The following is a 22966-nucleotide window of genomic DNA, read 5'->3' as shown; positions in this document are numbered from 1 at the left end:
CGGCGATATGACCTATTGCGGCTCGTAGTGTCGGATTCGGTGGGTGTGTGCGATCGTCTGACGAATCTCCTCCAGCGACGACGGTGCTGCTCCGCGAGAACGAGCTTGGACCAAGATGTTTCCCAGCGCCGTTGCCTCGACGGGCCCAGCAGTGACAGGGAGACCTGACTCGTCGGCGGTGAGCTGGCAGAGCAGCGAATTCTGCGAGCCCCCGCCGACGATTGCAATCGTCTCGACTTTCGCTCCGGCGAGTTCTCCGGCTGTGTGCACAGTGTGGCGGTAGGCGCTCGCCAGTGAGTCGAGAATGCAGCGGGTCACCTCGGCCGGCGTTGCCGACGTCGACAGCCCCGCGGCGTCGCTGATCCGCGCAGGCATGTCGCCCGGCGCGATGAACTTCACGTCGTCGACGTCGATTCGTTTCGTTGACGGACCCACCCCTCTTGCTTCCTCGAGCAGTTGGTGCAGCTCCAACTGCCTACCCTCTCGAGCCCACGATCGTAGGGACTCCTGAAGCAGCCACAGCCCGCCGACGTTGCGCAGGAATCGCGTTCGCCCGTCCACGCCTCGTTCGTTCGTGAAATTAGCGCGGCGTGCGTCTTCGGTGACTACCGGGCGTGCGAGTTCGAGACCAGCCAACGACCAGGTGCCGCTCGAAATGTACGCGAAACGCGTGCCGGAGGCGGGAACCGCGACCACTGCGGATGCGGTGTCGTGCGAGCCGACGGTCGTCACGACCGTGGACGGTGAAAGTCCGGTGAACCGAACAACTTCGGGCCGAATCGTGCCTCGTTGCGCGCCTGGTTGGTCGAGTGTCGGGAAGAGCGTCTCTGAAATACCGAGGTTCTCGAACAACTCCGTTGCCCACCGGCCGTTGTGCACGTCGAGTAGACCGGTTGTCGACGCGTTAGTCGATTCGGTACGAAGTTCTCCGGTGAGCCAGTACGCCAACAAGTCAGGTATGAGCACGATGTGTGCCGTTCGCCCCCAGTCGGGCGATCGCTGTTCTGCGGCAAGTTGGTAGACGGTGTTGAACGGTAGGAACTGCAGCCCGTTGACGGTGTACATCGCCTGCGGATCGACGCGTGCGTGCACCTCGCCGATCACGGCGTCAGTTCGGTTGTCGCGGTAAGAAATCGGTTCGGACAGCAAAATTCCGTCCGCGTCGAGTAGGCCGTAGTCGACAGCCCAGGTGTCGATTCCGATCGACTCGACGCTCGGAAAGGATGCAGCGAGAGCGCGCAGACCGGCGAGCACCTCACCGTAGAGATCGGTGAGGCTCCAGCGTAGGTGCCCGTCGACCGCGCTCGCGCCGTTGGCGAAACGATGAACGACGTGCAGTGTAGTAGTGCCTGCGTCGATCACGCCGGCGATCACTCGGCCACTCGAAGCCCCTATGTCGACCGCTGCGAAGATTCTGGCCGGCACCGGTCTACCGGAGAAACGCGGCAGCGACGCCGGCATCGACCGGGATGTGCAATCCGGTGGTGTGACTGAACTCGTCTGATGTGATCATCGCGGCAGCGTTGGCGACGTGTTCCGGAAGGACTTCACGCTTGAGGAGGGTTCGCTGCGCGTAGAACTCACCCAGCTTCTCCTCGTCGACTCCGTAGACAGCAGCTCGCTTGGCGCCCCAGCCGCCGGCGAAGATTCCGGATCCACGCACAACTCCGTCGGGATTGATACCGTTGACTTTGATGCCGTGCTCGCCGAGTTCGGCAGCGAGCAAGCGAACCTGGTGGGCCTGATCGGCTTTGACCGCGCTGTACGCGATGTTGTTCGGCCCGGCGAACACCGAGTTCTTCGACGAGATGTACACGATGTCGCCGCCGAGGCCCTGATCGATCATCGCCTTCGCCCCGGCCTGCGCCACGAGGAAGCTGCCTTTGGCCATCACGTCGTGCTGCAGATCCCAATCCTGCTCGGTGGTGTCGAGTAGTGGTTTCGAAATCGACAGTCCGGCATTGTTCACCAGTAGATCCAGGCCACCGAATGCCAGGAGTGCAGCGTTCACGGCAGCGTGGACTTGGGCGCTGTCGGTGACGTCGGCCTGCACGCCGATCGCGACGTCCGTGTTGCCGATTGCCTCCGCTGCAGCTCTGGCCTTCTCGCCGTCGAGATCGGCGATCACCACGCACGCGCCCTGGGCTGCTAGACGAGTCGCAATCGCTCGTCCGATTCCACTCGCAGCACCTGTCACCAACGCGATGCGGGAGGCGTGCGAACGTGGTGCCGGCATCCGTTGAAGCTTCGCCTCTTCCAACGCCCAGTACTCGATCCGGAACTTCTCGCTCTCGTCGATAGGCGCGTAGGTGGACACGGACTCGGCACCGCGCATGACGTTGACGGCGTTGGTGTAGAACTCACCGGCGACGCGTGCAGTTTGTTTGTCCTTGCCGTAGGAGAACATTCCGACACCGGGAACCAGAATGATCGCCGGGTCGGCTCCGCGGACGGGAGGAGTGTCCGCGGTCGCATGGCGGTCGTAGTAGGCCAGATAATCCCTGCGATATGCCTCGTGGAGCTCGGTCAGACGGGCGATGTACTGGTCGATCGTCACCGAAGTCGGGAGCTCGAGAACGAGCGGCTTCACCTTGGTCCGCAGGAAGTGATCAGGGCATGAGGTTCCCAATTCCGCAAGTGGTGCAAGCTTTTCCGAAGCAAGGAATTCGAGTACGACGTCTGAATCACTGAAGTGCCCGACCATCGGCCGGTCGCAAGACGCGATCCTTCTCAGGTGCGGTGCGAGCGCTGCGGCCCGCGCTCGCCTTTCGTCGACGGGCAGCGCTGTGAAACCGTCGACTGTTTCACCGAACGGTGTGGCCGATCCGTTCTCGTCCAGGTACCGCTGAGCGGTCTCGATTATCCACCGAGAATTGGCTTCGGCTTCATCGCTGGATGCGCCCCACGCGGTGATTCCGTGACCGCCGAGGATGGTGCCTACCGCCTCAGGATGCGTCCTGTGCACCTCGGCGATGTCGAGGCCCAATTGAAAACCTGGTCGGCGCCACGGAATCCACACAACTTTCTCTCCGAAGACGTTCTTGGTCAGGTGTTCCCCGTCTGCGGCGGTGGCAATGGCGATGCCGGAATCCGGGTGTAGATGATCGACATGTGCGGCACTGACGAGACCGTGCATCGCGGTGTCGATCGACGGAGCGGCGCCGCCCTTGCCGTGCAAGCAGTAGTCGAAGGCGGCGACCATCTCGTCTTCGTGGTCGACGCCGCGATACACGTCGGTAAGAGCCCGCACCCGGTCCAACCGGAGTGTCGCCAAACCGTTTTCGGTCAGTGTGCCGAGATCGCCACCGGACCCTTTCACCCACAGGAGTTCGACGGTATCACCGGTGACCGGATCCGTGACGTGGCCCTTGGCCGAGGTGTTTCCACCTGCGTAGTTCGTGTTCCTCGGATCGGATCCGAGTCTGTTCGAACGGGCAAGCAGTTGCGCGACAGTGGTGTTCGTCGATTCAGTCATAGCGAGATTCAGGCTCCCCAACCGGCTTGGATTCCACCCGTCCGGGTGGAGTTGATGTGGTCTGCATATCCGCTTTCGCGGTATGCCTGCATGGGTTCGGCGGGAAGACCGCGAGATACGCGCCAATCTGCCAGGTCCGAACGGACGTCGGTGTAGAAGGCATCCATGAAGATTTCGTGTGCGCCGAGCACGTCACCGAGTTTCTCCGCCTCGGTGAGGGCGGCACGGTCGACGAGCAAGGCCCGGGTGGTCATCTCCTGGACGTTGAGGACCGAGCGTATCTGTCCGGGGATCTTTTCCTCGACGTTGTGGCACTGATCGAGCATGAACGCGACTTCGCTGTCGGGCCCGTATCCACCACCACGAATGACCTCGAACATGATGCGGAACAACTGAAATGGATCCGCAGCGCCGACGATCAGGTCGTCGTCCGCATAGAATCGCGAATTGAAATCGAAGGAGCCGAGACGGCCGAGGCGCAGTAACTGCGCAACGATGAATTCGATGTTGGTACCAGGTGCATGGTGTCCGGTGTCGAGGCAGACGAAAGCGCGCTCGCCGAGGGCGACGCTGTGGGCGTACGAGGTTCCCCAGTCCGGGACGTCGGTGGCGTAGAAGGCGGGTTCGAAGAACTTGTATTCGAGCACAAGTCGCTGATGCTCGGACAAACGGTCGTAGACCTGGCGTAGCGAATCGGCAAGTCGGTCCTGTCGATCACGCAGGTCACCTTGGCCGGGGTAGTTGGTGCCGTCCGGTAGCCAGATCTTCAGGTCGCGACTGCCGATGACATCCATGATGTCGATGCACTGATGCATGTGTGCGATTGCCTTCGCACGTACTCGTTCGTCGACATGCGTGAGGCTGCCGAACTTGTAGTCGTCATCCTGAAATGTGTTGGTATTGACGGTTCCCAGTCGCACTCCGAGGTTGGCGGCGTGGGTGCCCAACTTGTCGAAGTCATCGACGAGATCCCACGGAATGTGCAGAGCGACCGACGGTGCGAGTCCGGTCAGTTCGTGAACCTTGGCCGCGTCGGCGAGTTTTTCGTAGGGATCCCGAGGCGCGCCGGCGGAACCGAACACTTTGAATCGAGTTCCGGAGTTACCGAACGCCCACGAAGGCAATTCGATGGACTGGTCCGCGAGCGCTTCCGAGATTTCACTGAATGTAGGCATGCCGCTCCACTGAATCGAGAATGTTTGAATCGATTCAAATTATGTGATGGGCTCCACAACTGTCAACCCCAGTGCGTCTGACTAGGGAGTAGTCGCTCGGAGGTGCGGCGGTAGAAGCCCGTGTCAGTTCGTGGATCGTGACGAGCGACGGACGACCAGTTCGGGAGAGAAAAGTACCTGCTCATGGGTGTGGTCAGGGTCCTCGACTTCACGAAAGAGGAGATTGGCCGCGGTCTCGCCCAAGAGTTTGCGTGGCTGGCGTACCGAGGTGAGTGGCACCGCTGCGGCTGCCGCGAACTCGATGTCGTCGTAGCCGACGATGGCCAGATCGTCCGGCACTCGAACTCCGAGGGCGACGCATTGCTGTAGCAATCCGAGAGCCAACAGGTCGTTGGCGCAGAACACCGCAGTCGGGCGGTTCTTCGCGCTGAGACCGAGGATGCGCTCGCCCGCCCCGATGCCCTCTGAGACTGTCAGTCCGGCGGTGTCGATTTCGATCAGGTGATCGGGTGAGAGCCCGGCCTCAGCAACGGCGTTGAGTGCGCCCTCCCGCCGATCGCGGACCTGTCCGATCGAAGGCGGTCCGCCGACGAATGCGATACTGGTATGGCCCATTTCGAGCAAATGCTCGACAGCCAGGCCTCCGCCCTCGACGTCGTCGACCGTCACCGAGCAGTGAGTCGGGCGTGCCCGACGTCGATCGACGATGACAACCCGCGTACCGCGCTTGGGTAGCTCGTCGAGAATCGCGGCCTCCGGGTCCATCGGTGTGATGAGTACCCCTTGAACTCGTTGTTGTTCCAACCTGTTCAGGTAAGTCAGTTCTCGTTCGGCTCGGTTGTTGCTGTTGCAGAGGAATACCGACAGGTCATGGGCCTCGGCGGCTTCCTCGATGCCCTTGGCGACGTCGGTGAAGAAGGGGTTGGCGCCGTCGAGCATGACGTACGCAAGCGTATTGCTGTGTCCCGCGCGTAGCTGACGTGCAGATTCGTTACGGACGAAGCCGAGCTCGGACATGGCTGCCTGCACCCGGGATCGAGTTTTGGCGCTGACCATCTCCGGACGGTTGAGGACATTGGAGACCGTGCCCATGGAGACGCCTGCCGCAGCAGCGACATCGCGCATGCCGATGACCTGGTTCGAAGACGACCGACCGTCGTGCACTGTCACCAAGACTCCTATTGAAACGATTGCGTTCGGTCCGCTGGACTGAGCCAGCCTACAAGGCCCTCGCGGCTGCATGAATCAGCAACGCCGAACCGCTGTGTGGTCGTGTATCGGTAAATCCTACGTTCGCCTGCTGCGCATCGGAAGTAATTGTGGGGCTGAGACCTGCTCCGACTCTGCGGCGCGGCCTGCACACCTTCGCGCCAGTCGGGACCCGCCGGCGATCGGGGCCGCCGAGCCTTGACTTCACCCGGTGCCGCTGCCTACTGTCACGAAGAAACGAATGAAACGATTAAACATCGCGATTCACCTAGCTCGGAACTGACCACACTTGCGAAAAATACAACCTTCGAAAGCGCGAGGCATGAGCACCGACGAACTGACATCACTTCCTGCTCGACTGCAGACATTGGCGCTCGAGGCACCGGACAGACTGGCTGTGACCGATGATCACGAGAGCGTCACTCGCAGTGAACTGGAGCGCCGCACGAATCAATTGGCACGCCGCTTCGCAGCGCTGGGGGTCACTGCCGGTTCGATGGTGTCCATTGCGCTGCCCAACGGTGTGCGTCACATCGAATCATCCATCGCAGCATGGAAACTCGGAGCCGTTCCGCAACCACTCTCGGCCCGGCTGCCGGCCGACGAGCTGAGCCGGCTACTGGAAGTGGCGAATCCGTCGCTGGTGTTAGGACTCGAACCAGGTGATGGACGGGCTTGGATGAGCGTAAGCGCAGACGTGTCGGGCGAATCAGCTGAGCCGTTGCCGGACATGATCTCTCCGGCGTGGAAAGCTCCGACCTCAGGCGGAAGTACGGGAAGTCCGAAATTGATCGTGTCGGGGCAGGAAGCGAGCGCTGAAGCGGTGCTCGGTCGTGCCGATGCTCTGCGACTCAGGGCAGGCGGAGTCATGCTGAACACGGCGCCGATGTTCCACAATGCGCCCAACATGTTCTCGCTGATGGCTTTGTTGCAGGGGCAGCACGTGGTGCTGATGGATCGATTCGACGCTGAACGTACCCTTCGTGCGATAGACCGATTCGGCGTCACGTGGCTCTACGTAGTCCCGACGATGATGGGCCGTATGCTGCGACTTCCCGACGAGATCCGCAGCGCGGCCGATGTTTCGACACTCGAAACCGTGTTGCATGTCGGGGCGCCCTGCCCGCCTGTGGTCAAACGTGGGTGGCTCGACTGGATAGGACCGGAGAAGGTCGTCGAGTTGTATTCGGGCACAGAAGCCCAGGCGAACTGCATGATCGACGGCGTCAACTGGTTGACTCACCCGGGATCGGTCGGGCCGGTGCTGTCTGGCGAAATGACCATTCGGGACGAAGAGTTTCGCGAGTTGCCGAGTGGAACGGTCGGCGAAGTGTGGATGCGTCGGGCGCCCGGCACGCCTGAAACCTATCGATACGTCGGTGCGAAATCGCGTACTCACGGCGATTGGGAGTCCTTGGGCGACCTGGGATATTTCGACGACGACAAGTTCCTCTATCTCACCGATCGCACGAGCGACATGATCTTGGTGGGTGGAGCCAACGTCTACCCGGCCGAGATCGAAGCTGCGCTCGCCGAACACCCGGCGGTGCTGACGTGCGCTGCGATCGGACTGCCCGACGAGGACCTCGGCAACGTCGTCCACGCGATCGTTCAGGTTGCCGACGATACTGGCGCGGACGAACTTCTCGCACATCTGAAAGAGCGCCTGGCGCCTTACAAGTTGCCTCGCTCGGTGGAGTTCAGTGAGACACCGTTGCGAGACGACGCAGGCAAGGTGCGACGCGGCGCTCTACGCGATGCTCGTGTGCTGAAAAGGAATTCGATCGACGGGTAGTCGGCGGAAAGAAGCGGGGCGCTGCTTGCCCTCATCAGCCAGCAGCACCCCGCAGTAGTCGCCTAACCTACGGCGTCAGCTCGTGGGATCCGGCCGCGAGTCTTTCGACGTCACCGCAAGGTCGCCGGAAGGAGACGGGGACCGGGCTGTGCACGGTAATCGTCGACTCGGTGCACTTCAAACGGATTGCACCGAACGGGGTGGGGCAGCTTCCCGAGAGCGCGGGCAGTAGATCGTAGCGAGGGGCGACGACTGCCGATCGGTATCCGGGTTCGGCTGGGCGAATCCCCAGGATATTGGTTATCAGCGCAGAAGTCGGCGAGGAACTCCAACCGTGGCAGGGTGTTCCGAATCCCCAGCACTCTGCGAAGGTCGAATTTCCCTCCCACAGCAATTCGCTCCAATGCCGCACGCTTGTGAGAAGCGGCTCCATGGCGTTCATCCTCCCTAACGCCTCGTGCACCATTGCCTGGCCGAACGGTTCTGCTCGCGTGATTTGTGTCCTTGTGTCCCAGTCGATTTCCTGCCTGCCCTGCAGGTGCATGTGCCGGCGCTCCTTGGAGTAACCGCTGGCTCCACCTATCCAGTTGCGGTATACCGTCGCATCCTCGTCTGAAAGTGCTTTCGTCAGTGCGGAATAGCGTTCGGCCGGCGCAAATCCCGAGACGACAGCGGCAGCCTGACCCATTTGTGAACACGCATCCGGTGCGTTCTTTCCATCGACATGGTCGATGTAGACGCCGCGCTCCTCATCCCAGAACGTTTCGAAACCGATACGCAGCGAGTCATATTCGTCACGGGCCCACCGTGCATCGCCGTTGTTGCCGATTGCCTCACTCAATTCGGCGAACTCGAGCAGCGCGCGGCCGAGTAGACCGTTCACGATGGAACTGCATCCGTCGAGGAATACTGCCGACCAGTCGGTGAGTACCCACTCGGGCAGGTTGCCGATCAGGTTTCGGTCCTCGAGCTTGTAGGCGAGGAACCAGCGAAGAATGCGTTGAACGCTCGGTATTCGAGCATGAGCGAAGGCGGTGTCGCCGGAGTAGCGGTAGTACAGGGACAAGCCGTGGATCCAATAGAGCGACCAGTCCGGAATCGTGATGTTGTCGATGAATTCGACATCGCCGGATGCGGCCATCGGCAGTAGACCGTCGGATCGGGGTGAGTCGCCGAGTTCGAGGCTTCGCCGCACCAGTCGCCAGTCGTCCGAACACGTCAAATGCGTGATCGCGTGTACGTATGCGTCGCCCGCCCATGCCCGCTGCTCGCGCGTCGGACAGTCGATGAAGGCGTCATGAGAGTTCAACTCGACGGTGCGACGTCCGGCCCGATACAATTCGTTGATCTGTGCGTCCGCGCTGGTGAAGAAGTGGTCTCCGGCGAGTGTGTACAGAAATTCGTCGACGTCGAACTGCTCGAGTGAGAATCGCGTCTGCTCTGTCGATTCCACGAGCAGAAGGGCGTATCGAAATCCGTTCACCTCGATCGCCTCGAACTTCGATTTGCCCGGTTCGGACCGCATCATACTGCCGGCTACGTGGGCTTCGCCCGAGTCGCTTTCGTAGCCGAATGCTTTCTCGAGAAGTGCTACCCGCACGGTCACGGAGTGTTCCGAGTCCACCAGGTAGTTGACCCGACCGGCGACTATTTCGCCCATGTCGACTTCGATGATCACCGGACTGTGCGGTTCCACTGTCAGTACATCGCCGGGGGCATAGTTCTGTGTTCGGTATTGCTGGGGGCGCTCGAAGATCTCACCGACTCGCCGAATCGGAGCCCCGGCCGTGAGCAGATCGGTTTCGAGATGATCGACCGACGACATGGACGTCGCGTGGACGTTCTTCTCGGTGAGTGCGCCGATCGGTCTGGGGAGCATTCGTCCGTACGGCATCGTCGGTGGCTGGGAGCGGGCGAGCCCGCCCATGTGCTTGACCGTCCGAACGAGTGCGGGTACGGCCTCACGTGGCGCCGCGGTGGCATCGAACGCTTCGAGGGGTAGTCGTGCGTCTGCGCCGAGATCGGTCGGCGCACTCCATTCGCCGAGTTCGCGTGCCGTCCAGGACTCGTCGGTCGCCAGCCAAATGTCACCGATCCGGGCTTCCAAGACCGCCACTGCTTGATTGCCGAAGCCGGCCCCGCTACGCGCGGGTGCCCAGAAGGGATTGGGCTGTCCGTAGTAGGTGACCAGGAGTTCGATGCGGTTCGGTCCGGGCACCAGGAATTCAGCGAGGTCGTATTCGTCGTAGTGCAGGCGGTCTGCCTGTGATCTGACGGGGCCACGTCCGACGACTTCACCGCCCACTGTCAGTACGTATCGTGAATCGGCACTGACCCGGCACGGGGCGTGTGGGACTGGAGTCGGCAGTTCGACTGTGGTGGCGAATTCCACGCGATGAAACGGATGCGGTGGTAGTGGCGGCTGGATTGGACCGACGACGATGTCTGTCTGTGCGCCGTTCGGGTGTGAGATCCAGTGGCCACGCCACTGCAGTGGAAAGCGTGGTGGAACGGTTGTGGGGTTCAACGGAAGTCCTGTCCTGCGCAGTGCCGGCGGCAGATCGTGCCGAAGAGATGTGTGAGCGAGTGGCTATTCCAGATAATTGAAACGCTCCATAGTGCTCAATGTCAAGAAATTTCCGCCTTCCTTCAGTCCATATATGCAGCTTGAACGGCGGATATGGAATTTCGTTCAAGATCTTGCCAAATGTGTCTCAGAACACGTATTGTTCGGCAACATTGATCGTTTCAAAAGTTCCGGTTCGCGCCGGGCAATCGGAGGTGGACATTGTTGTCGAGAACCCGTGCGGATGATTCCGGACCAAGGCGGCCTGCGCCGAGGCGCAGGCTGAAACGGCTCGTTCAAGGGGTTGCGGTGCTTGCCGCAACGTCGATGTTGGTCGCAGCCTGCGGTGGTGGGAGCAGCGAAAAGGACTCGACTGGAGGAACATTGACACTGGGTGTGGACGTGGCACCTCGATCCTGGGATCCGGCACAGCAAGTCAGCGCCGGAACGGGCGTGGTCCTGTGGCAGCCGGTTTACGACACTCTTCTCAAATACGCACCCGACGGCTCCATCGAGCCGAACGCCGCTGAATCGTTCTCATACAACGAGGATCGCACCGCTCTCACTCTGAAGTTGCGAGACGGGATGACGTTCACCGACGGCGCTGCAGTCGACGCCGCAGCTGCCAAGGCTTCACTTGAACACATGCGGGACAGCGCTGGACCGGACTCGGTACGCCTGGCCGGGGTCCAGGTGGAAGCCCTCGACGAACGAACTGTCGAACTGTCGACCGAACGCCCCAATGCGTTACTTGCACAGTTCCTGACGTGGGCGCCTGGCATCCTGGCGAGCCCGGCGTCACTGGCATCGCCTGATCTCGCCACCAATCCCGTCGGAAGTGGCCCGTACACGTTCGCGAGCCAGGAAAGCACCAGCGGAACCTCGCTTGTCTACCAACGCAACCCGAACTATTGGAATGCAGATGCTTACCCGTACGACCGCGTCGTCATCCGCGTGATGGAAGACGAGACCGCGCGTCTCAATGCTCTGCGATCGGGGCAGATCGATGCCGGCCCGGTTTCGGCGGCGAATGCCGATCAAGCTGAATCGGCAGGGTTGATGCTGTTGGGAAATGCCGTCAACTGGAACGGCATGTTCATCATGGACCGCGACGGCAAGCAAGTTCCGGCACTCGGGGATGTCCGGGTGCGTCAGGCCATGAACAAGGTCTTCGACCGTGACGCGATCGTCAAGGCTATCTACCAAGGACACGGCGTCGTCAACAACCAGATCTTCAACACGAACAGCGACGCGTACAAAGCGGACCTGCTTGCAGCATCGGCCTATGACGTTGAGGCCGCCAAGAAACTCATGAACGACGCGGGATACTCCGGCGGATTCGATCTGACGATCCCGGAGATTCCCGGACGTACCGACATGCTCTCCCCGATCATCAAGCAGCAACTGGGTCTGATCGGTATCAATGTGAATATCGAAAGCGTCCCGGCGACACAGTATCTCGACAGGTTCCTCAAGGGGGTTTACCCGGTGATCCCCTTCGGGCTGCCCTCGGGCACTCCCGTAGCCGACGTCGACGCTTCACTGGCTCCGAACGCGATCTGGAACGTCTTCAAGACTCAGGATCCGAAGCTCACGCAACTCGTCGCCGACTTGCAGGTTGCTCCCGAGGACAAGCAGAAAGAGATCGTGCAGTCGATCAACGAGTTCGTAACGGATCAGGCCTGGTTCAGCGTCCTGGCTTTCCCGGAAAGCTTCTGGGCGTTCAAGGGTGGCGTCTCCGCAGAGAAGATGACCGGAAACTCTGCGCCCTACCTGTACACCTTCAAGTGAGTCGGCCCGTGCGTGGTCGCCGCACAGTGGTGACCACGCACGGGATACACCGGCACAAGCATCGCGCTGGGCAGACCGCACTCCGAAATCACGAATTCCGAGGCACCATATGTTGAACTTCCTTGGGCGGAAACTGTTTTTCGCTCTCGTACTCTTCTTGGCAGTAACAGCTTTGACCTTCATGATGGTGTTCTCCAACGGAGTTGCCAGTGTGCGTCAGTCTCTGGGCGAGACCGCAACCGATGAACAAGTTGCCGCACGCGTGGCTCAACTCGGTCTCGATCGTCCGGTGTTACTTCAATACCTGGAATGGCTCAAAGGTTTGCTGTCCGGGGACCTCGGTGCCAGCTTCGCCACCGGCGAGAGCGTCAGCAGCATGTTGACGACGCGTATACCGGTGACGATCTCGCTGGTCGTGCTCGCCATTTTGCTGACTGCGGTCCTGAGCGTGGTCGTCGGCGTTTGTGCGGCGGTGTTCGGCGGGTGGGTCGACAAAGGCCTGCAGTTCCTTTCGATCGGCGGTCTCGCGCTCCCGAACTTCCTCGTTGCGATCGCTCTCGTCTTCGCTTTCGCCATTGCGATCCCGCTCTTCCCCGCCACCGGTTACGTGCCGATCGAGGAGAATGCAGGCGAATGGGTTGCATCACTGGTGCTCCCCGTGACCGCGATACTCGTCGGCCTGGTGGCAGGTTCGGCGCAACAGTTTCGCGGCGCCCTCATCGACACTCTCTCGCAGGACTACATACGGACGCTTCGCTCGCGCGGCGTATCCGAGCGGGCGATCGTTCTTCGTCATGCACTGCGAAATGCGGCCAGTCCGGGACTGACAGTTCTCTCTCTCCAGACCATCGGACTTGTTGGTGGAGCGGTCCTGATCGAAAGAATCTTTGTTCTGCCCGGTGTCGGGCAGTTGACGCAGACTGCGGCGATCACCGGCGATCTTCCTGCCGTCATGGGTTGTGTCGTCTTCAGCGTGCTGGTGGTCATCGTCGTCAATGTCTGCGCCGATCTGCTCAACGGCTGGATCAACCCGAAGGTGAGGATTTCGTGAGCACTGACGCGATCATGTCGGCCGGTCCGGCATCGACGGCGCCGACAAACAAGTCGGTCTGGCGACGGCTTCTGAAGAACCCGATGGCGGTGGGCTCGCTTGTCGTCTTTATCGCCATCGTGATCTTCGGGGTTGCCGCACCCTTGCTTGCCCCGTTCGACCCCAATCTCGCCAAACTCGAACTGACGAATGCGGCACCGTTCGACACGGAATTCCTGCTCGGTGGTGACCGCTCGGGTCGAGACATTCTCTCCCGCTTGATGTACGCAACGACCGGCACTTTGATGGCATGCCTCGTGGTTCTCGCCGTCTCGGCCGGCATCGGCATCGTGACGGGCCTGGTGGCAGGCTACTGGGGTGGCCGGATCGACGATGTTCTCGACTGGGTTTCGAACATCGTGCTGGCATTTCCGGGACTCATTCTTCTCATCTCGCTCTACACCGTCGTGGGTCCGAACATCACTGTCTCCATGGCGATTCTGGGCGTGCTCATTGCCCCCAACTTCTTCCGGTTGGTCCGCTCCCTCGTCCTGAGTATCCGAAGTGAGTTGTACGTCGACGCCGCCAGAGTCGCGGGTTTGTCCGACGGGAGGATCATTTCGCGGCATGTCCTGCGTTCGATCCGTGGGCCGCTGATCGTGCAGAGCTCATTCGTTCTGGCCACAGGCATCTCCGTTCAGGCCGGACTGGAGTTCCTCGGATTGGGAGACAGCAACACACCGTCCTGGGGTGGAATGCTCAACGAAGCGTTCGCGAACATCTACAACAACGGCACCGCCGTCGTCTGGCCGGCCCTGCTCATCGGTGCAACCACACTCTCGTTGGTGATCCTCGGAAATACACTGCGCGACACACTCGAAACGTCGGGCACCCGCCATCCAGCTCTGTCGGCGTCGAAGGTGAAAGAGATCCGGGCCGAGCGCGAGGGCACCCGTGAGCGGTCAACCGCGCTCCCTACCGACACGAAGCCGAAATCCGAAGCCCTGCTGCGGATCCAGGGACTCGAACTGGGATACCCGTCGTCGGCTGAGACGGTCGGTGTTGTGGTTCACGGCGTCGATCTCGAGGTGAGGAGCGGCGAAATACACGGTCTGGTCGGTGAATCGGGCTCGGGTAAGTCTCAGATCGCCTACTCGATTCTGGGTATCCTGCCTCCGGAAGCCGCAGTGGTCGGTGGATCCGTGTTCTTCCGCGGGCAGGACATTCTCAATGATTCGAATGCGATGAAGAAGGCGCGTGGCCGGCGTATCGCGTACATCCCGCAAGAGCCCATGACCAACCTGGACCCCACCTTCACGGTTGGGCAACAACTCACCTACGGCCTGCGTGCTGTCGCCGACATCAGCAAACACGATGCGCACGCACGGTTGCTCGATCTCCTTGCACGCGTGGGAATCAACGATCCACGTCGGATGTTCGATCTGTATCCGCACCAGATCTCCGGTGGGATGGCTCAACGTGTGCTGATCGCCGGCGCTCTCGCCGGTGAACCCGAGCTCATCGTGGCGGACGAGCCGACAACGGCACTGGATGTCACCGTTCAAGCCGACGTCCTCGACCTTCTTCGTGATCTGCAGAACGAGCGAGATTTCGGAGTTCTTCTGGTGACGCACAATTTCGGGGTCGTGGCAGATATTTGTGATCGTGTGAGCGTGATGAAGGAGGGTCGCATAGTGGAAAGCAGTGACGTACGTACATTGTTCGCTGAACCGGAGCACCAATACACCCGAATGCTGTTGGACTCCATGCCTGACCGGTTTGCCAGTCGGATCCCGTTCGGGGCCACATCAGTCGAGGTGGCGCCGTGAGTGACTCGACCGTAACTACCCCGCTGTTGTCGATCAGGGATCTTGATGTCCGGTACCCGGGCCGAACTTTCCGCTCGCCGGAAGCTCACGTGATCAAGACCGTCTCGCTCGACCTACATGCCGGCGAGACGGTCGGATTGGTCGGTGAATCCGGTTCAGGGAAGACAACTCTGGGCCGCGCGATCCTGGGACTGGCTCCGGTCAGTGGTGGATCCATCCACATGGGCAGCCGAGACATCAGCCGTTTGGGCCGCAAGGAACGACGCTCCATCGCCAGCTCCATCCAGGTGGTGTTTCAGAATCCCTATTCGTCGCTCAACCCGTCGATGACAATCGAGGACATCCTCGCTGAACCATTGCTTGCGAGCGGGCAGAAGGCAGGCCGGGAATTGGTGCGGTCGCTGCTGGACCAGGTGCATCTTCCGGCAGACGCGGGCGCCCGTACCGCCCGCGAGTTCTCCGGTGGACAGCGGCAGCGAATCGCGATCGCACGTGCACTCGCCCTGTCTCCGAGCGTGCTGATCTGCGACGAACCCACCAGTGCGCTGGACTTGTCGACCCAGGCGAAGGTCTTGGATTTGCTCGTCGAGATTCAGGAAGAAAAGGGGATTGCCTACCTGTTCATCACTCACGATCTGGCCGTCGTTCGTGCAGTCAGTCACCGAATCGCGGTGATGCTCAACGGTGAGATCGTCGAAGTGGGTGCCACGGAGCAGGTTTCCGACCGGCCGGCGCACCCGTACACGCAGAAGCTGCAAATGTCAGCACCGGTGGCAGATCCCGTCGAGCAGAAGGCCCGACGCGAGCGTCGCCGTGAGTTCGCCCGAAGTGAGCGGGCAACGAGCCTCTGAGAATGCTTTGTCGAATGCAATAGCCGGCGCCCGAAACGATTGGTTGAAATCTTTTCGGCGCCAGAGACGAAAGGAATCTCCATGAGGGCCGACGGCACCTCAGTTGCATAACGATCCTCGACGCGAGTCGCTTATCCCGACAAGAGTATCCGTAGCGTCCGAAGTGACCGTGTTTTCAGTCAGGGGATTATCTTCCGAGCCTGCAGATTGGCGAAGATGTCGAGGAACATCGCTTCGGTGTCGACGTGGCGGTGAAATCCGAACCGCCGAGCTTTCGATCCGTCAGCGAAAAAGTCGTAGTCCCATCCGAATACGAAGTCACCGAACCCCCAGGACGAGACATCGGAGTACGGGGTCCGAGCAAGGTGGTGTTCCTCGACGAGTTCATCCCACACCGACTCCTTGTCCGCCATTGCGACATCGAGGGACATCGGGAGTGGAGGTGCGACGTCCATGTCGAAGAAGGCGGCGATCTTCGGCCACATTTCATGCCAGCGAAACAGGTCGCCGTTGTTGATGTTGAACGCCTGATTTGCGCACTCGGGATTGGTAGCGGCCCAGACCGTTGCTTCGGCCAGGAGTCCGGCGTCGGTCATTTCGATCAAGCTGGTGTACGCGCCGGGTTTGCCGGGGAATCGGAGTGGGACACCCAGTTTCTTCGAGATGGTTGCGTAGACGGCGATGACCATCGCGAGGTTCATCGGGTTGCCCAATCCGAATCCGGAAACGACCGAGGGTCTGATCGCCGACCATGTCCACGACTTGCCGAGCTGCCTGCGTTCGAGGAACTGCTGTTGGTCGACGTTGAACTCGGGTGGCATGTGCGGTGGATCGCTCTCGCGGGCGGGAGTTTTGAACGGTCCGAGATGTGCGCCGTAAACCTTGTAGCCCTGCATCAGGCTGACGTGCTCGAGTCCGCCGGCAACGGGCTCGATGGCGTCGAGAGTGTTGACCAACATCGCCAAGTTGGGCGGAACCAACTCGGCCCATGTCGGGCGGTCTTGATAGGCTGCGTAGAAGACGTGGGTGACGCCGTGCAGTCCGCTCAGTGCCTCCGCGGTCTGGGAAGGATCGAGCAGGTCGACTGCGATGTGTTCGACCCGGTCGGTGTCCGTGCCGCCTCGGCGCGAGAGTCCGACGATCTTCCATTCGCCGGTCGACTCGAGGTGATCGATCAAGTTTCCACCGATCACACCTCGGGCTCCGACCACGAGTGCCACTTTGTCGTGCTGCACCATTTCAGCCTCCCATTGGTATATCGCGATGTTGCGATATAGGGAGTGAACCATACATATCGGCATTTCGCGATCTAGCGGTATGCTGACGAGCATGGAAGACACAGCAACCGAGTGGGAAACGGCGTTCAAGGCGCTGGCCAACCCGATGCGTGTGCAAATCCTGCAGTGGTTGAAAGACCCGGGAAGCTTTCCCCCTCAGCTCGAGCCTGCCGAGGAGGTCGGAGTGTGCCTCAAACACATTCAGGCGAGGGCGAAGGTATCGCAATCGACTGCGTCTCAATACATGGCCGCACTCCAGGCTGCGGATCTGGTGACCACCACACGAATCGGCCAGTGGAGGCACTACAAACGAAACGAGCAACAGATCGAGAAGCTTGCTGCATTCATCAGGCAGGGTTTGTAGATACCAGCAGCTGACCGATCCCTCGGGGCTGCAGGCGTTGTGGCAAAACCTCACATCGCCGGAGCCGTCGGTATGTGCATTGTGGTCGTTTCTCGGCTCACTCGCTGTCTCTACGCTCGGCAGAGGAGTCCGGCGAGGAGAGGCGTGCGATGAGTCGTGAGAGCTGGGTGGGCCGCGATGCTCGATCCATCGCCGAGGCCGTGCAGTCGGGTCAGGTGTCGGCCCGGACCGTCGTCGAAGACCATCTCGCACGGATCGACGAATGCAATGGCGAACTCAACGCACTGGTCACCGGGTGCGCCGAGGAGGCTCGCGCGGCCGCAGACGTCCAGGACGAGCGACGCCTTCTCGGTGAGACACTCGGCCCTCTTGCCGGGGTTCCGTTCACGGTCAAGGACCTGATCGCCACTGCCGGCGTGCGTACCACCGCGGGTTCTCGCACTCTCGCGGACAACGTCCCGACCGTCGACGCCCCGGCCGTTGCGGCGTTCAAGGCCGCCGGCGCAATTCTGATCGGCAAGACCAACACCCCGGAGTTCGGCGCGTGCGGGCTGACTCGAAACGAACTGTTCGGCACCACGGCCAGTCCGGTGCGACCCGACGGCGTCGTCCGGTCCCCCGGCGGATCGAGTGGCGGCGAGTCCGCGTCGGTTGCTGCCGGAATGAGCGTGCTCGGACTCGGTACGGATTTTGGTGGCTCGGTGCGTTGGCCCGCCCACTGCACCGGCCTCACTTCGGTTCGTCCGACGCTCGGCCGTATCGACCCTGAAGGGCAGTACCCCGGCGTGCTTTCGGATGGACGGGTGCTCGCCAACCCTGCGACGATGCACGGCACGATCCAGACCATCGGCCCACTGGCCCGCAACCTCGGTGATGCGACGCTTGCGCTGCGCGTCCTGTCGAAGCCGCATTTCTCGTGGACCGAGCCGGACTCGGTCGACGTCGAACACCTTGACATCCGCTGGGCGCCCGGCGAAGGGACCATGCCTGTCGACGAAAAAATCCTGTCGGCGGTTCGCTCGGTGGCGAACAGCCTGGACGCGAGCGAGTATGACGGTCTGGCTCTGCCGCGGGCCAACGCGCTTTTCGGCGCGTTGCGATCGGTCGAGACCCACGCGGACATCTACTCTCTCGCCGAAAATTCAGCGCACTCTTTCGACGCGGACATCACCGCCATGCTTGCGGCAGGCCGTGATCGGAGTTCCGCCGAGGTGGAAGCGCTGTGGGCGGATCGCGCGGTGTTGATCGCCGACTTCCTCGGCGAGATGGGCGACGTCCTGATTCTGCCGGTTGCGTCGGTGCTCGCTCCGCCGCTCGGTGTGGAGAGTTTCGAGGTGGGCGGTCGCAAACTCACGTGGATGGACGCGCTCGCGAATTGCCGGGCGATCAGTGTGCTCGGCCTTCCGTCGGTCGTGGTTCCGATAGGGCTCTCCCGCAACGGTTTACCGATCGGAGTGCAAGTGGTTGCGCGGCCGTTCCACGAGCACGTTGCGCTGTCCGTGGCGGTGCGAATCACGTCGAATGCGCAAGCTCTAGTCTGACTTCCACTTTTCGGTTTCGGCTGCGAAACGTGTTGCGTACGAGTCGGCAAGGTCGTGAAGCGTGGTGACGCAATCGCCGTAGTACGTCGGTGCATGCATGGTCGCCAGAATCCGCGGCTCGAGGTCGGCCAGGGCACGGATCGTGGGTTCGAGATCCGGGGTGAGGCAGGTGGCGTGGCCCAAGTCCTCGGCTTCCAAAGCGGAACTGACGATTTCGTGCTCGGTGGTCGCGGGGTGGTGCCCGAAGGCGGTGAAGAGATCTCCGCAGAACAGCGTGGACGTCGTCTCCTCGAACATCAGGCCCGCGTCCCAACCGTGTGGGACGTGCGGGGTGTCGATGTGCCGAACCCGGCGCCTGCCGGTTTCGAGTACGTCGCCGTCCTGCAAGGGAAGTGGCGCCCGATCGGCCAGATCGTTGACCTGAACGAAGCACCCCATCGCGCCGTGTGCCACTTGTGCTTCGGGGGCTGCCGCAAGCCAGGAGTTCATGGACCCGCACTCATCGGCCTCGACGTGACCGAACGTGATCCATTTCAGGCGGTCGATGTCGATCAGAGTCGAGAGTGCGTCGGAAACGGAGGTGAACAACGCTCGCTGCCCGGTGTGGAAGAGCAGGGGTTCCTCGCCGTCGACGAGAAACTGGTTCATCGTGAGGTTGGCTTCGTCCACAAACGTCGACAGTCGGTAGATGTCCGGCGCGATTTCGGTGATCGTGGTGGTCATTGCTGTGCTCCGATCAGGGCTGTAGTACTCGTCAAGCTGCCCTCTCCAGCCTTCTCGCCGCCCCGTTCCGGCACAAGGTTCTGGACATGCTCACGGCTCTGCAATAGTGGAGGACGTGTTCGTACTGCTGCTGACAGGCCCGCCGGGCGCGGGGAAGAGTTCCGTGCTGACCGCGCTTCACGATCGACTCGGCGAGGTCGGGGTGAGCAACGCGATGATCGAGGTGGACGAACTCGAGCGGTGCTACCCGCCACTGGGGACCGAACGGGCAATCGCACACGTCGGGATGCTGTGCGCGTCGTACCGGGAAGCGGGGTACGAACTCCTCTTCCTCACGGCGACTGTCGAAGACGACGACTACGGGCGTGCGCTGCTGGCCGCGACCGGCGCCGATGGGCACCTGCTGGCGCGCCTCGAGGCCGATCCGGATACATTGCGCACCAGAATCATCGAACGTGAACCGGCCGGCTGGGCTGGGCTGGACGATCTGGTGGAAGCGTCACAACTGCTGGCCGGTTCGATGCCGAGACTCAGTGGAGTCGACGTGGTTCTGGGCACCGAAGGCCGCGATGCCGAAAGTGTTGCCGATGATCTGGAAGCGGCTCTGCGAGAAAGCAGTCCATCGCTTCTAGCCGTCGGTATTCAGAGCGGTGACCACTGAAGCGAACATCGTCGACTTGATGGCGCCCAGTGTGCCGGGGTTCTTCGGGCCGATCGGTGCAACCATTTCGATGGCCTTGGCGGTCAAAGCATCGACAGATGCGGTGAAGTCCACCAAACCGGCTGCGAATGCGTCACTTCCGCCGTATCGCCGCCCCGTGGTCATGGCGACGATTGCCGACGCCGGGCTGAGTTTGGCTTGGATGAGAGCTGCCATTCCTTCGGTGAACGGGATGTTGATATCCACCTCCGGGAAGCAGTAGTAGCCGCGATCATCGCGCATGACGCGGTAATCGTGCGCGATGCCGAGCATTGCGCCGGCCCCGAAGGCGTGGCCGTTGATCGCAGCGACGGTAGGCATCGGGAACGTCAACATCCGAGCGAACAGCGACTGCACCTGCTGCACATACCACTTCGCCTTGTCGCCGTTCGCGCCCAGCCAGTCGAGGTCGAGTCCGTTGGAGTAGAACTTGCCCGTCGCCGTGGTGACCAGAGCGTGTGCGCCTTCGCTGAGAGCCTGATCGAGCAGCTTGTCGACGGCATCGAGCCAATCCGGCGAGAAACGGTTCTCGTCCTCGCCGAGATCGAGAACGGCGATCTTGTCTTCGAAGCGCAGAGTTGCGGTCATGACTGGCCTTTCCTGTTGCGGGACTGTGGGAGTGGTGGATCCAAACTCAGAACGGCGCGAACCGCCGCATCCAACCGCGCGCGTGCTGCAGCGTCGGGGACTCGCCAACCGTCGGCGCGTTTGGCGGGGTGAATGAGTAGCCCGGTAGGCAGGCCGACAACACAGGCCTCGATTGCCTCGACGGCTCGGCCGTCTGTGCGGCCCCAGAGCGCGGTCGACAACCGGATGAACAAGTCGACCAGAGACCGGTCGAGTTGTGTGAGTTGCTCGGCGATGTCGGCAGGGACGTCGGTGCCGAGCAGTTCGTCGCGCTGGATCGTCAACAGCAGCAACGCAGATTGGGAGTAGTCGAGCGAGAAGACGGCCGGAACTTCGGCAGCTGCGACGACGGCGGAAACCGCCGAAGTTGGCGACGGGTCCGCGAGTGCGTCGTCCACTCTCGATTGCTGAAGCGCGAGAAACCGCTGCGCTGCACGCAGCCACGCGCTACCGACCAGTCCACTGCGAGAGCCGAATGCGTGATAGATCGCCCCATTGGACACGCCGGTGGCGTCGGAGACAGCCCTGACCGTGACAGCACTCGGCCCGGCGGTGGCGGCAAGTTTTTCGGCAGCGTCGAGCAGCGTGTCGAGGTCGTGGACGCGTGGCCGAGGCATGAACGCACAGTAACAGAGCGTCTGCTCTGTTACTAGTGTGCGGTCAGATCACCGAATTCGCGCGAAGGTCTTCAATCTCCTCCGGACGCAGGCCGAAGTCGGCGAGTACGTCGTCGGCGTCACCGCCGAGGGTCATGGGTGGTGCATTCCTGACGGGAAGAGTTTTGCCGTCCACCCAGAACGGCCCGCGGACAACAGGAATCGAGGTCCCGTCGGCGCTGTGTGTCTGCTCGACCATCTGCAATGCCTCGACCTGCGGGTCGGAGAACACCTGATCCATCGAATGGATCGGGCCGCAGGGAATTCCGGCACCGCGGATCTCGGTGATCCACTGCGCCGCGCCCTTGGTGGTCAGTAGGTCCTCGAGTTCTTTGGTCAGTTGGTCTCGGTGCGCCAAACGTTCTTTACCCGTGGCATATTCGGCACGAAAGGCGAGGTCGGGGTCTCCGAGTACCGAGCACAGAGCGATCCAGTGCTTGTCCGAGCCGGTGGCGATGTTGATCGGGAAGTCCGCGGTGTCGAAAGCGCCGTACGGCGTGATCGTCGGGTGCGTATTGCCGTTCGGCGTCGCAACGCGTCCGGTGCTCAGGTAGTCCTGGGCCTGGAAGGTCATGATCGAGATCGCGGATTCCAGCAGCGAGGTCTGCACGCGGTGTCCTCGACCGTCGCGACCGCGAGAGGCCAGCGCCGCCGTGATCCCCAACGCTGCATAGATGCCCGAGACGGTGTCGATGATGGGGATACCGACCCTCATCGGAGTCTGATCCCCGGCGCCGGTCACCGACATCAGCCCGGACATCCCCTGGGCCACCTGGTCGAGTCCGGGCGCGAACTGGTCCGGGCCCACCGGGCCGAAACCACTGATGCTCATCACGACGAGCCCCGGATTCTCCTGCTCGAGGGAATCAGGATCGAGCCCAATGTCGGCCAGCACTCCCGGACGGAAGTTCTCGACCAGCACGTCTGCGTCGAGTGCCAGGCTGCGAAGCAGTTTCCGCCCGCGGTCACTGCGCATGTCGATGGCGATCGATCGTTTGCCGCGGTTCACGGAAGCGAAGTAGAGGCTTCGATCGCCGTCGAACGGCGGCCACTGACGCGAACTGTCGCCGGAGCCACGGGTTTCGACCTTGACCACGTCGGCGCCGAAGTCGGAGAGTAGTGACGTGCACAGAGGCCCCGCGAGAGCGCGGGTGAGGTCGAGAACTTTGATACCGCTGAGCAATTGGTCCATGGGAGAAACCTCGGTTCTGTGGTGTGCAACGTCGCCCACTCGATCCGGTCGCACCATCTGCGTGAATTACCGCTGCAGTGATCGTCGGAGAGGGGAAGAATGAAGGTCAGGCCTGCTTTCGGCTGGGCTCGGTGACAACACTGGTCGAGAGCGCACGGTGATGCG

18 protein-coding genes are annotated in these 22966 nt (G+C 61.6%); 8 read left to right on the top strand and 10 right to left on the bottom strand.

Features of this window, described 5'->3' with window-relative positions; all coding sequences use genetic code 11:
• Nucleotides 1-12: 12 nt before the first annotated feature.
• The 4 genes from R4P65_RS14475 to R4P65_RS14460 all read right to left on the bottom strand — a co-directional run bounded on the left by R4P65_RS14475 (nt 13) and on the right by R4P65_RS14460 (nt 5775).
• Entirely contained in the window at nt 13-1425 is a 1413-nt protein-coding gene (locus tag R4P65_RS14475) for a rhamnulokinase family protein (RefSeq protein ID WP_317827031.1), read from the bottom strand.
• A 4-nt stretch (nt 1426-1429) separates the two neighbouring features.
• On the bottom strand, nt 1430-3475 hold the full coding sequence (locus R4P65_RS14470) for a bifunctional aldolase/short-chain dehydrogenase (protein ID WP_317827030.1): 2046 nt from the start codon (nt 3473-3475) through the stop codon (nt 1430-1432).
• An 8-nt stretch (nt 3476-3483) separates the two neighbouring features.
• On the bottom strand, nt 3484-4650 hold the full coding sequence (gene rhaI / locus R4P65_RS14465) for an L-rhamnose isomerase (protein ID WP_030003070.1): 1167 nt from the start codon (nt 4648-4650) through the stop codon (nt 3484-3486).
• 123 nt (nt 4651-4773) lie between these two features.
• Nucleotides 4774-5775 carry a LacI family DNA-binding transcriptional regulator gene (locus tag R4P65_RS14460; protein ID WP_411742546.1) on the bottom strand — a complete coding sequence of 334 codons (1002 nt, stop codon included), beginning with the start codon at nt 5773-5775 and terminating at the stop codon, nt 4774-4776.
• 406 nt (nt 5776-6181) lie between these two features.
• On the opposite strand from R4P65_RS14460, the gene R4P65_RS14455 reads away from it, so the two are divergent.
• Nucleotides 6182-7654, top strand: a complete 1473-nt coding sequence (locus R4P65_RS14455; RefSeq protein WP_230817726.1) for an AMP-binding protein — start codon at nt 6182-6184, stop codon at nt 7652-7654.
• A gap of 67 nt (nt 7655-7721) precedes the next feature.
• Here R4P65_RS14455 and R4P65_RS14450 read toward each other — a convergent pair whose 3' ends face one another.
• A complete protein-coding gene (locus tag R4P65_RS14450) occupies nt 7722-10046 on the bottom strand; it encodes a hypothetical protein (RefSeq protein WP_317827028.1) in 2325 nt (774 codons plus the stop codon).
• A 483-nt stretch (nt 10047-10529) separates the two neighbouring features.
• Here R4P65_RS14450 and R4P65_RS14445 point away from each other — a divergent pair, with 483 nt between their 5' ends.
• The 4 genes from R4P65_RS14445 to R4P65_RS14430 all read left to right on the top strand — a co-directional run bounded on the left by R4P65_RS14445 (nt 10530) and on the right by R4P65_RS14430 (nt 15721).
• Nucleotides 10530-12011, top strand: a complete 1482-nt coding sequence (locus tag R4P65_RS14445; protein ID WP_317827027.1) for an ABC transporter substrate-binding protein — start codon at nt 10530-10532, stop codon at nt 12009-12011.
• A 109-nt stretch (nt 12012-12120) separates the two neighbouring features.
• Entirely contained in the window at nt 12121-13062 is a 942-nt protein-coding gene (locus R4P65_RS14440; RefSeq protein WP_317827026.1) for an ABC transporter permease, read from the top strand.
• The gene (locus R4P65_RS14435; protein WP_317827025.1) at nt 13059-14870 is read left to right on the top strand and encodes a dipeptide/oligopeptide/nickel ABC transporter permease/ATP-binding protein; all 1812 of its coding nucleotides are present in this window, start codon (nt 13059-13061) and stop codon (nt 14868-14870) included. Before R4P65_RS14440 ends, R4P65_RS14435 begins: the two co-directional genes overlap by 4 nt.
• Nucleotides 14867-15721, top strand: a complete 855-nt coding sequence (locus R4P65_RS14430; protein ID WP_317827024.1) for an ATP-binding cassette domain-containing protein — start codon at nt 14867-14869, stop codon at nt 15719-15721. The genes R4P65_RS14435 and R4P65_RS14430 overlap by 4 nt, the downstream gene beginning before the upstream one ends.
• A 179-nt stretch (nt 15722-15900) precedes the next feature.
• On the opposite strand, the gene R4P65_RS14425 is transcribed toward R4P65_RS14430, so the two are convergent.
• Nucleotides 15901-16959: an SDR family oxidoreductase gene (locus tag R4P65_RS14425; protein WP_317827023.1), complete on the bottom strand. Its 1059-nt coding sequence runs from the start codon at nt 16957-16959 to the stop codon at nt 15901-15903.
• 91 nt (nt 16960-17050) lie between these two features.
• Between R4P65_RS14425 and R4P65_RS14420 the strand changes: the two genes are divergently transcribed.
• Entirely contained in the window at nt 17051-17362 is a 312-nt protein-coding gene (locus R4P65_RS14420; protein WP_230817715.1) for an ArsR/SmtB family transcription factor, read from the top strand.
• A gap of 149 nt (nt 17363-17511) precedes the next feature.
• Nucleotides 17512-18903 (top strand): amidase, encoded by a 1392-nt coding sequence (locus R4P65_RS14415; protein ID WP_317827022.1) that lies wholly within the window; start codon nt 17512-17514, stop codon nt 18901-18903.
• Here R4P65_RS14415 and R4P65_RS14410 read toward each other — a convergent pair.
• The gene (locus R4P65_RS14410) at nt 18895-19626 is read right to left on the bottom strand and encodes an MBL fold metallo-hydrolase (protein WP_317827021.1); all 732 of its coding nucleotides are present in this window, start codon (nt 19624-19626) and stop codon (nt 18895-18897) included. The two genes, R4P65_RS14415 and R4P65_RS14410, sit on opposite strands and share 9 nt — an antisense overlap.
• 115 nt (nt 19627-19741) lie before the next feature.
• On the opposite strand from R4P65_RS14410, the gene R4P65_RS14405 reads away from it, so the two are divergent.
• Entirely contained in the window at nt 19742-20287 is a 546-nt protein-coding gene (locus R4P65_RS14405; protein WP_317827020.1) for a hypothetical protein, read from the top strand.
• On the opposite strand, the gene R4P65_RS14400 is transcribed toward R4P65_RS14405, so the two are convergent.
• From R4P65_RS14400 to R4P65_RS14390, 3 genes are read right to left on the bottom strand one after another with little or no spacing between them, the layout of a single operon-like run.
• Nucleotides 20255-20914 carry an enoyl-CoA hydratase-related protein gene (locus R4P65_RS14400; protein ID WP_317827019.1) on the bottom strand — a complete coding sequence of 220 codons (660 nt, stop codon included), beginning with the start codon at nt 20912-20914 and terminating at the stop codon, nt 20255-20257. The genes R4P65_RS14405 and R4P65_RS14400 overlap by 33 nt on opposite strands.
• A complete protein-coding gene (locus R4P65_RS14395; protein ID WP_317827018.1) occupies nt 20911-21570 on the bottom strand; it encodes a helix-turn-helix domain-containing protein in 660 nt (219 codons plus the stop codon). Before R4P65_RS14395 ends, R4P65_RS14400 begins: the two co-directional genes overlap by 4 nt.
• A gap of 43 nt (nt 21571-21613) precedes the next feature.
• Nucleotides 21614-22801, bottom strand: a complete 1188-nt coding sequence (locus R4P65_RS14390; protein ID WP_317827017.1) for a CoA transferase — start codon at nt 22799-22801, stop codon at nt 21614-21616.
• Between the last annotated feature and the right edge of the window lie 165 nt (nt 22802-22966).

The organism is Rhodococcus sp. IEGM 1318 (genome assembly GCF_033142465.1).
GTDB classification, from domain to species: domain Bacteria; phylum Actinomycetota; class Actinomycetes; order Mycobacteriales; family Mycobacteriaceae; genus Rhodococcus_F; species Rhodococcus_F qingshengii_B.
The sequence above is the reverse complement of the archived record's forward strand: the minus strand, read 5'-3'. Positions and strand labels throughout refer to the sequence as shown.

Bases quoted from the DNA above. Each gene is read 5' to 3' on its own strand.
- R4P65_RS14470 (WP_317827030.1), bottom strand. From the start codon at position 3,475: ATGACTGAATCGACGAACACCACTGTCGCGCAACTGCTTGCCCGTTCG.
- rhaI (WP_030003070.1), bottom strand. From the start codon at position 4,650: ATGCCTACATTCAGTGAAATCTCGGAAGCGCTCGCGGACCAGTCCATC.
- R4P65_RS14460 (WP_411742546.1), bottom strand. From the start codon at position 5,775: ATGCGCGATGTCGCTGCTGCGGCAGGCGTCTCCATGGGCACGGTCTCC.
- R4P65_RS14455 (WP_230817726.1), top strand. From the start codon at position 6,182: ATGAGCACCGACGAACTGACATCACTTCCTGCTCGACTGCAGACATTG.
- R4P65_RS14440 (WP_317827026.1), top strand. From the start codon at position 12,121: ATGTTGAACTTCCTTGGGCGGAAACTGTTTTTCGCTCTCGTACTCTTC.
- R4P65_RS14425 (WP_317827023.1), bottom strand. From the start codon at position 16,959: ATGGTGCAGCACGACAAAGTGGCACTCGTGGTCGGAGCCCGAGGTGTG.
- R4P65_RS14420 (WP_230817715.1), top strand. From the start codon at position 17,051: ATGGAAGACACAGCAACCGAGTGGGAAACGGCGTTCAAGGCGCTGGCC.
- R4P65_RS14415 (WP_317827022.1), top strand. From the start codon at position 17,512: ATGAGTCGTGAGAGCTGGGTGGGCCGCGATGCTCGATCCATCGCCGAG.
- R4P65_RS14410 (WP_317827021.1), bottom strand. From the start codon at position 19,626: ATGACCACCACGATCACCGAAATCGCGCCGGACATCTACCGACTGTCG.
- R4P65_RS14400 (WP_317827019.1), bottom strand. From the start codon at position 20,914: ATGACCGCAACTCTGCGCTTCGAAGACAAGATCGCCGTTCTCGATCTC.
- R4P65_RS14395 (WP_317827018.1), bottom strand. From the start codon at position 21,570: ATGCCTCGGCCACGCGTCCACGACCTCGACACGCTGCTCGACGCTGCC.
- R4P65_RS14390 (WP_317827017.1), bottom strand. From the start codon at position 22,801: ATGGACCAATTGCTCAGCGGTATCAAAGTTCTCGACCTCACCCGCGCT.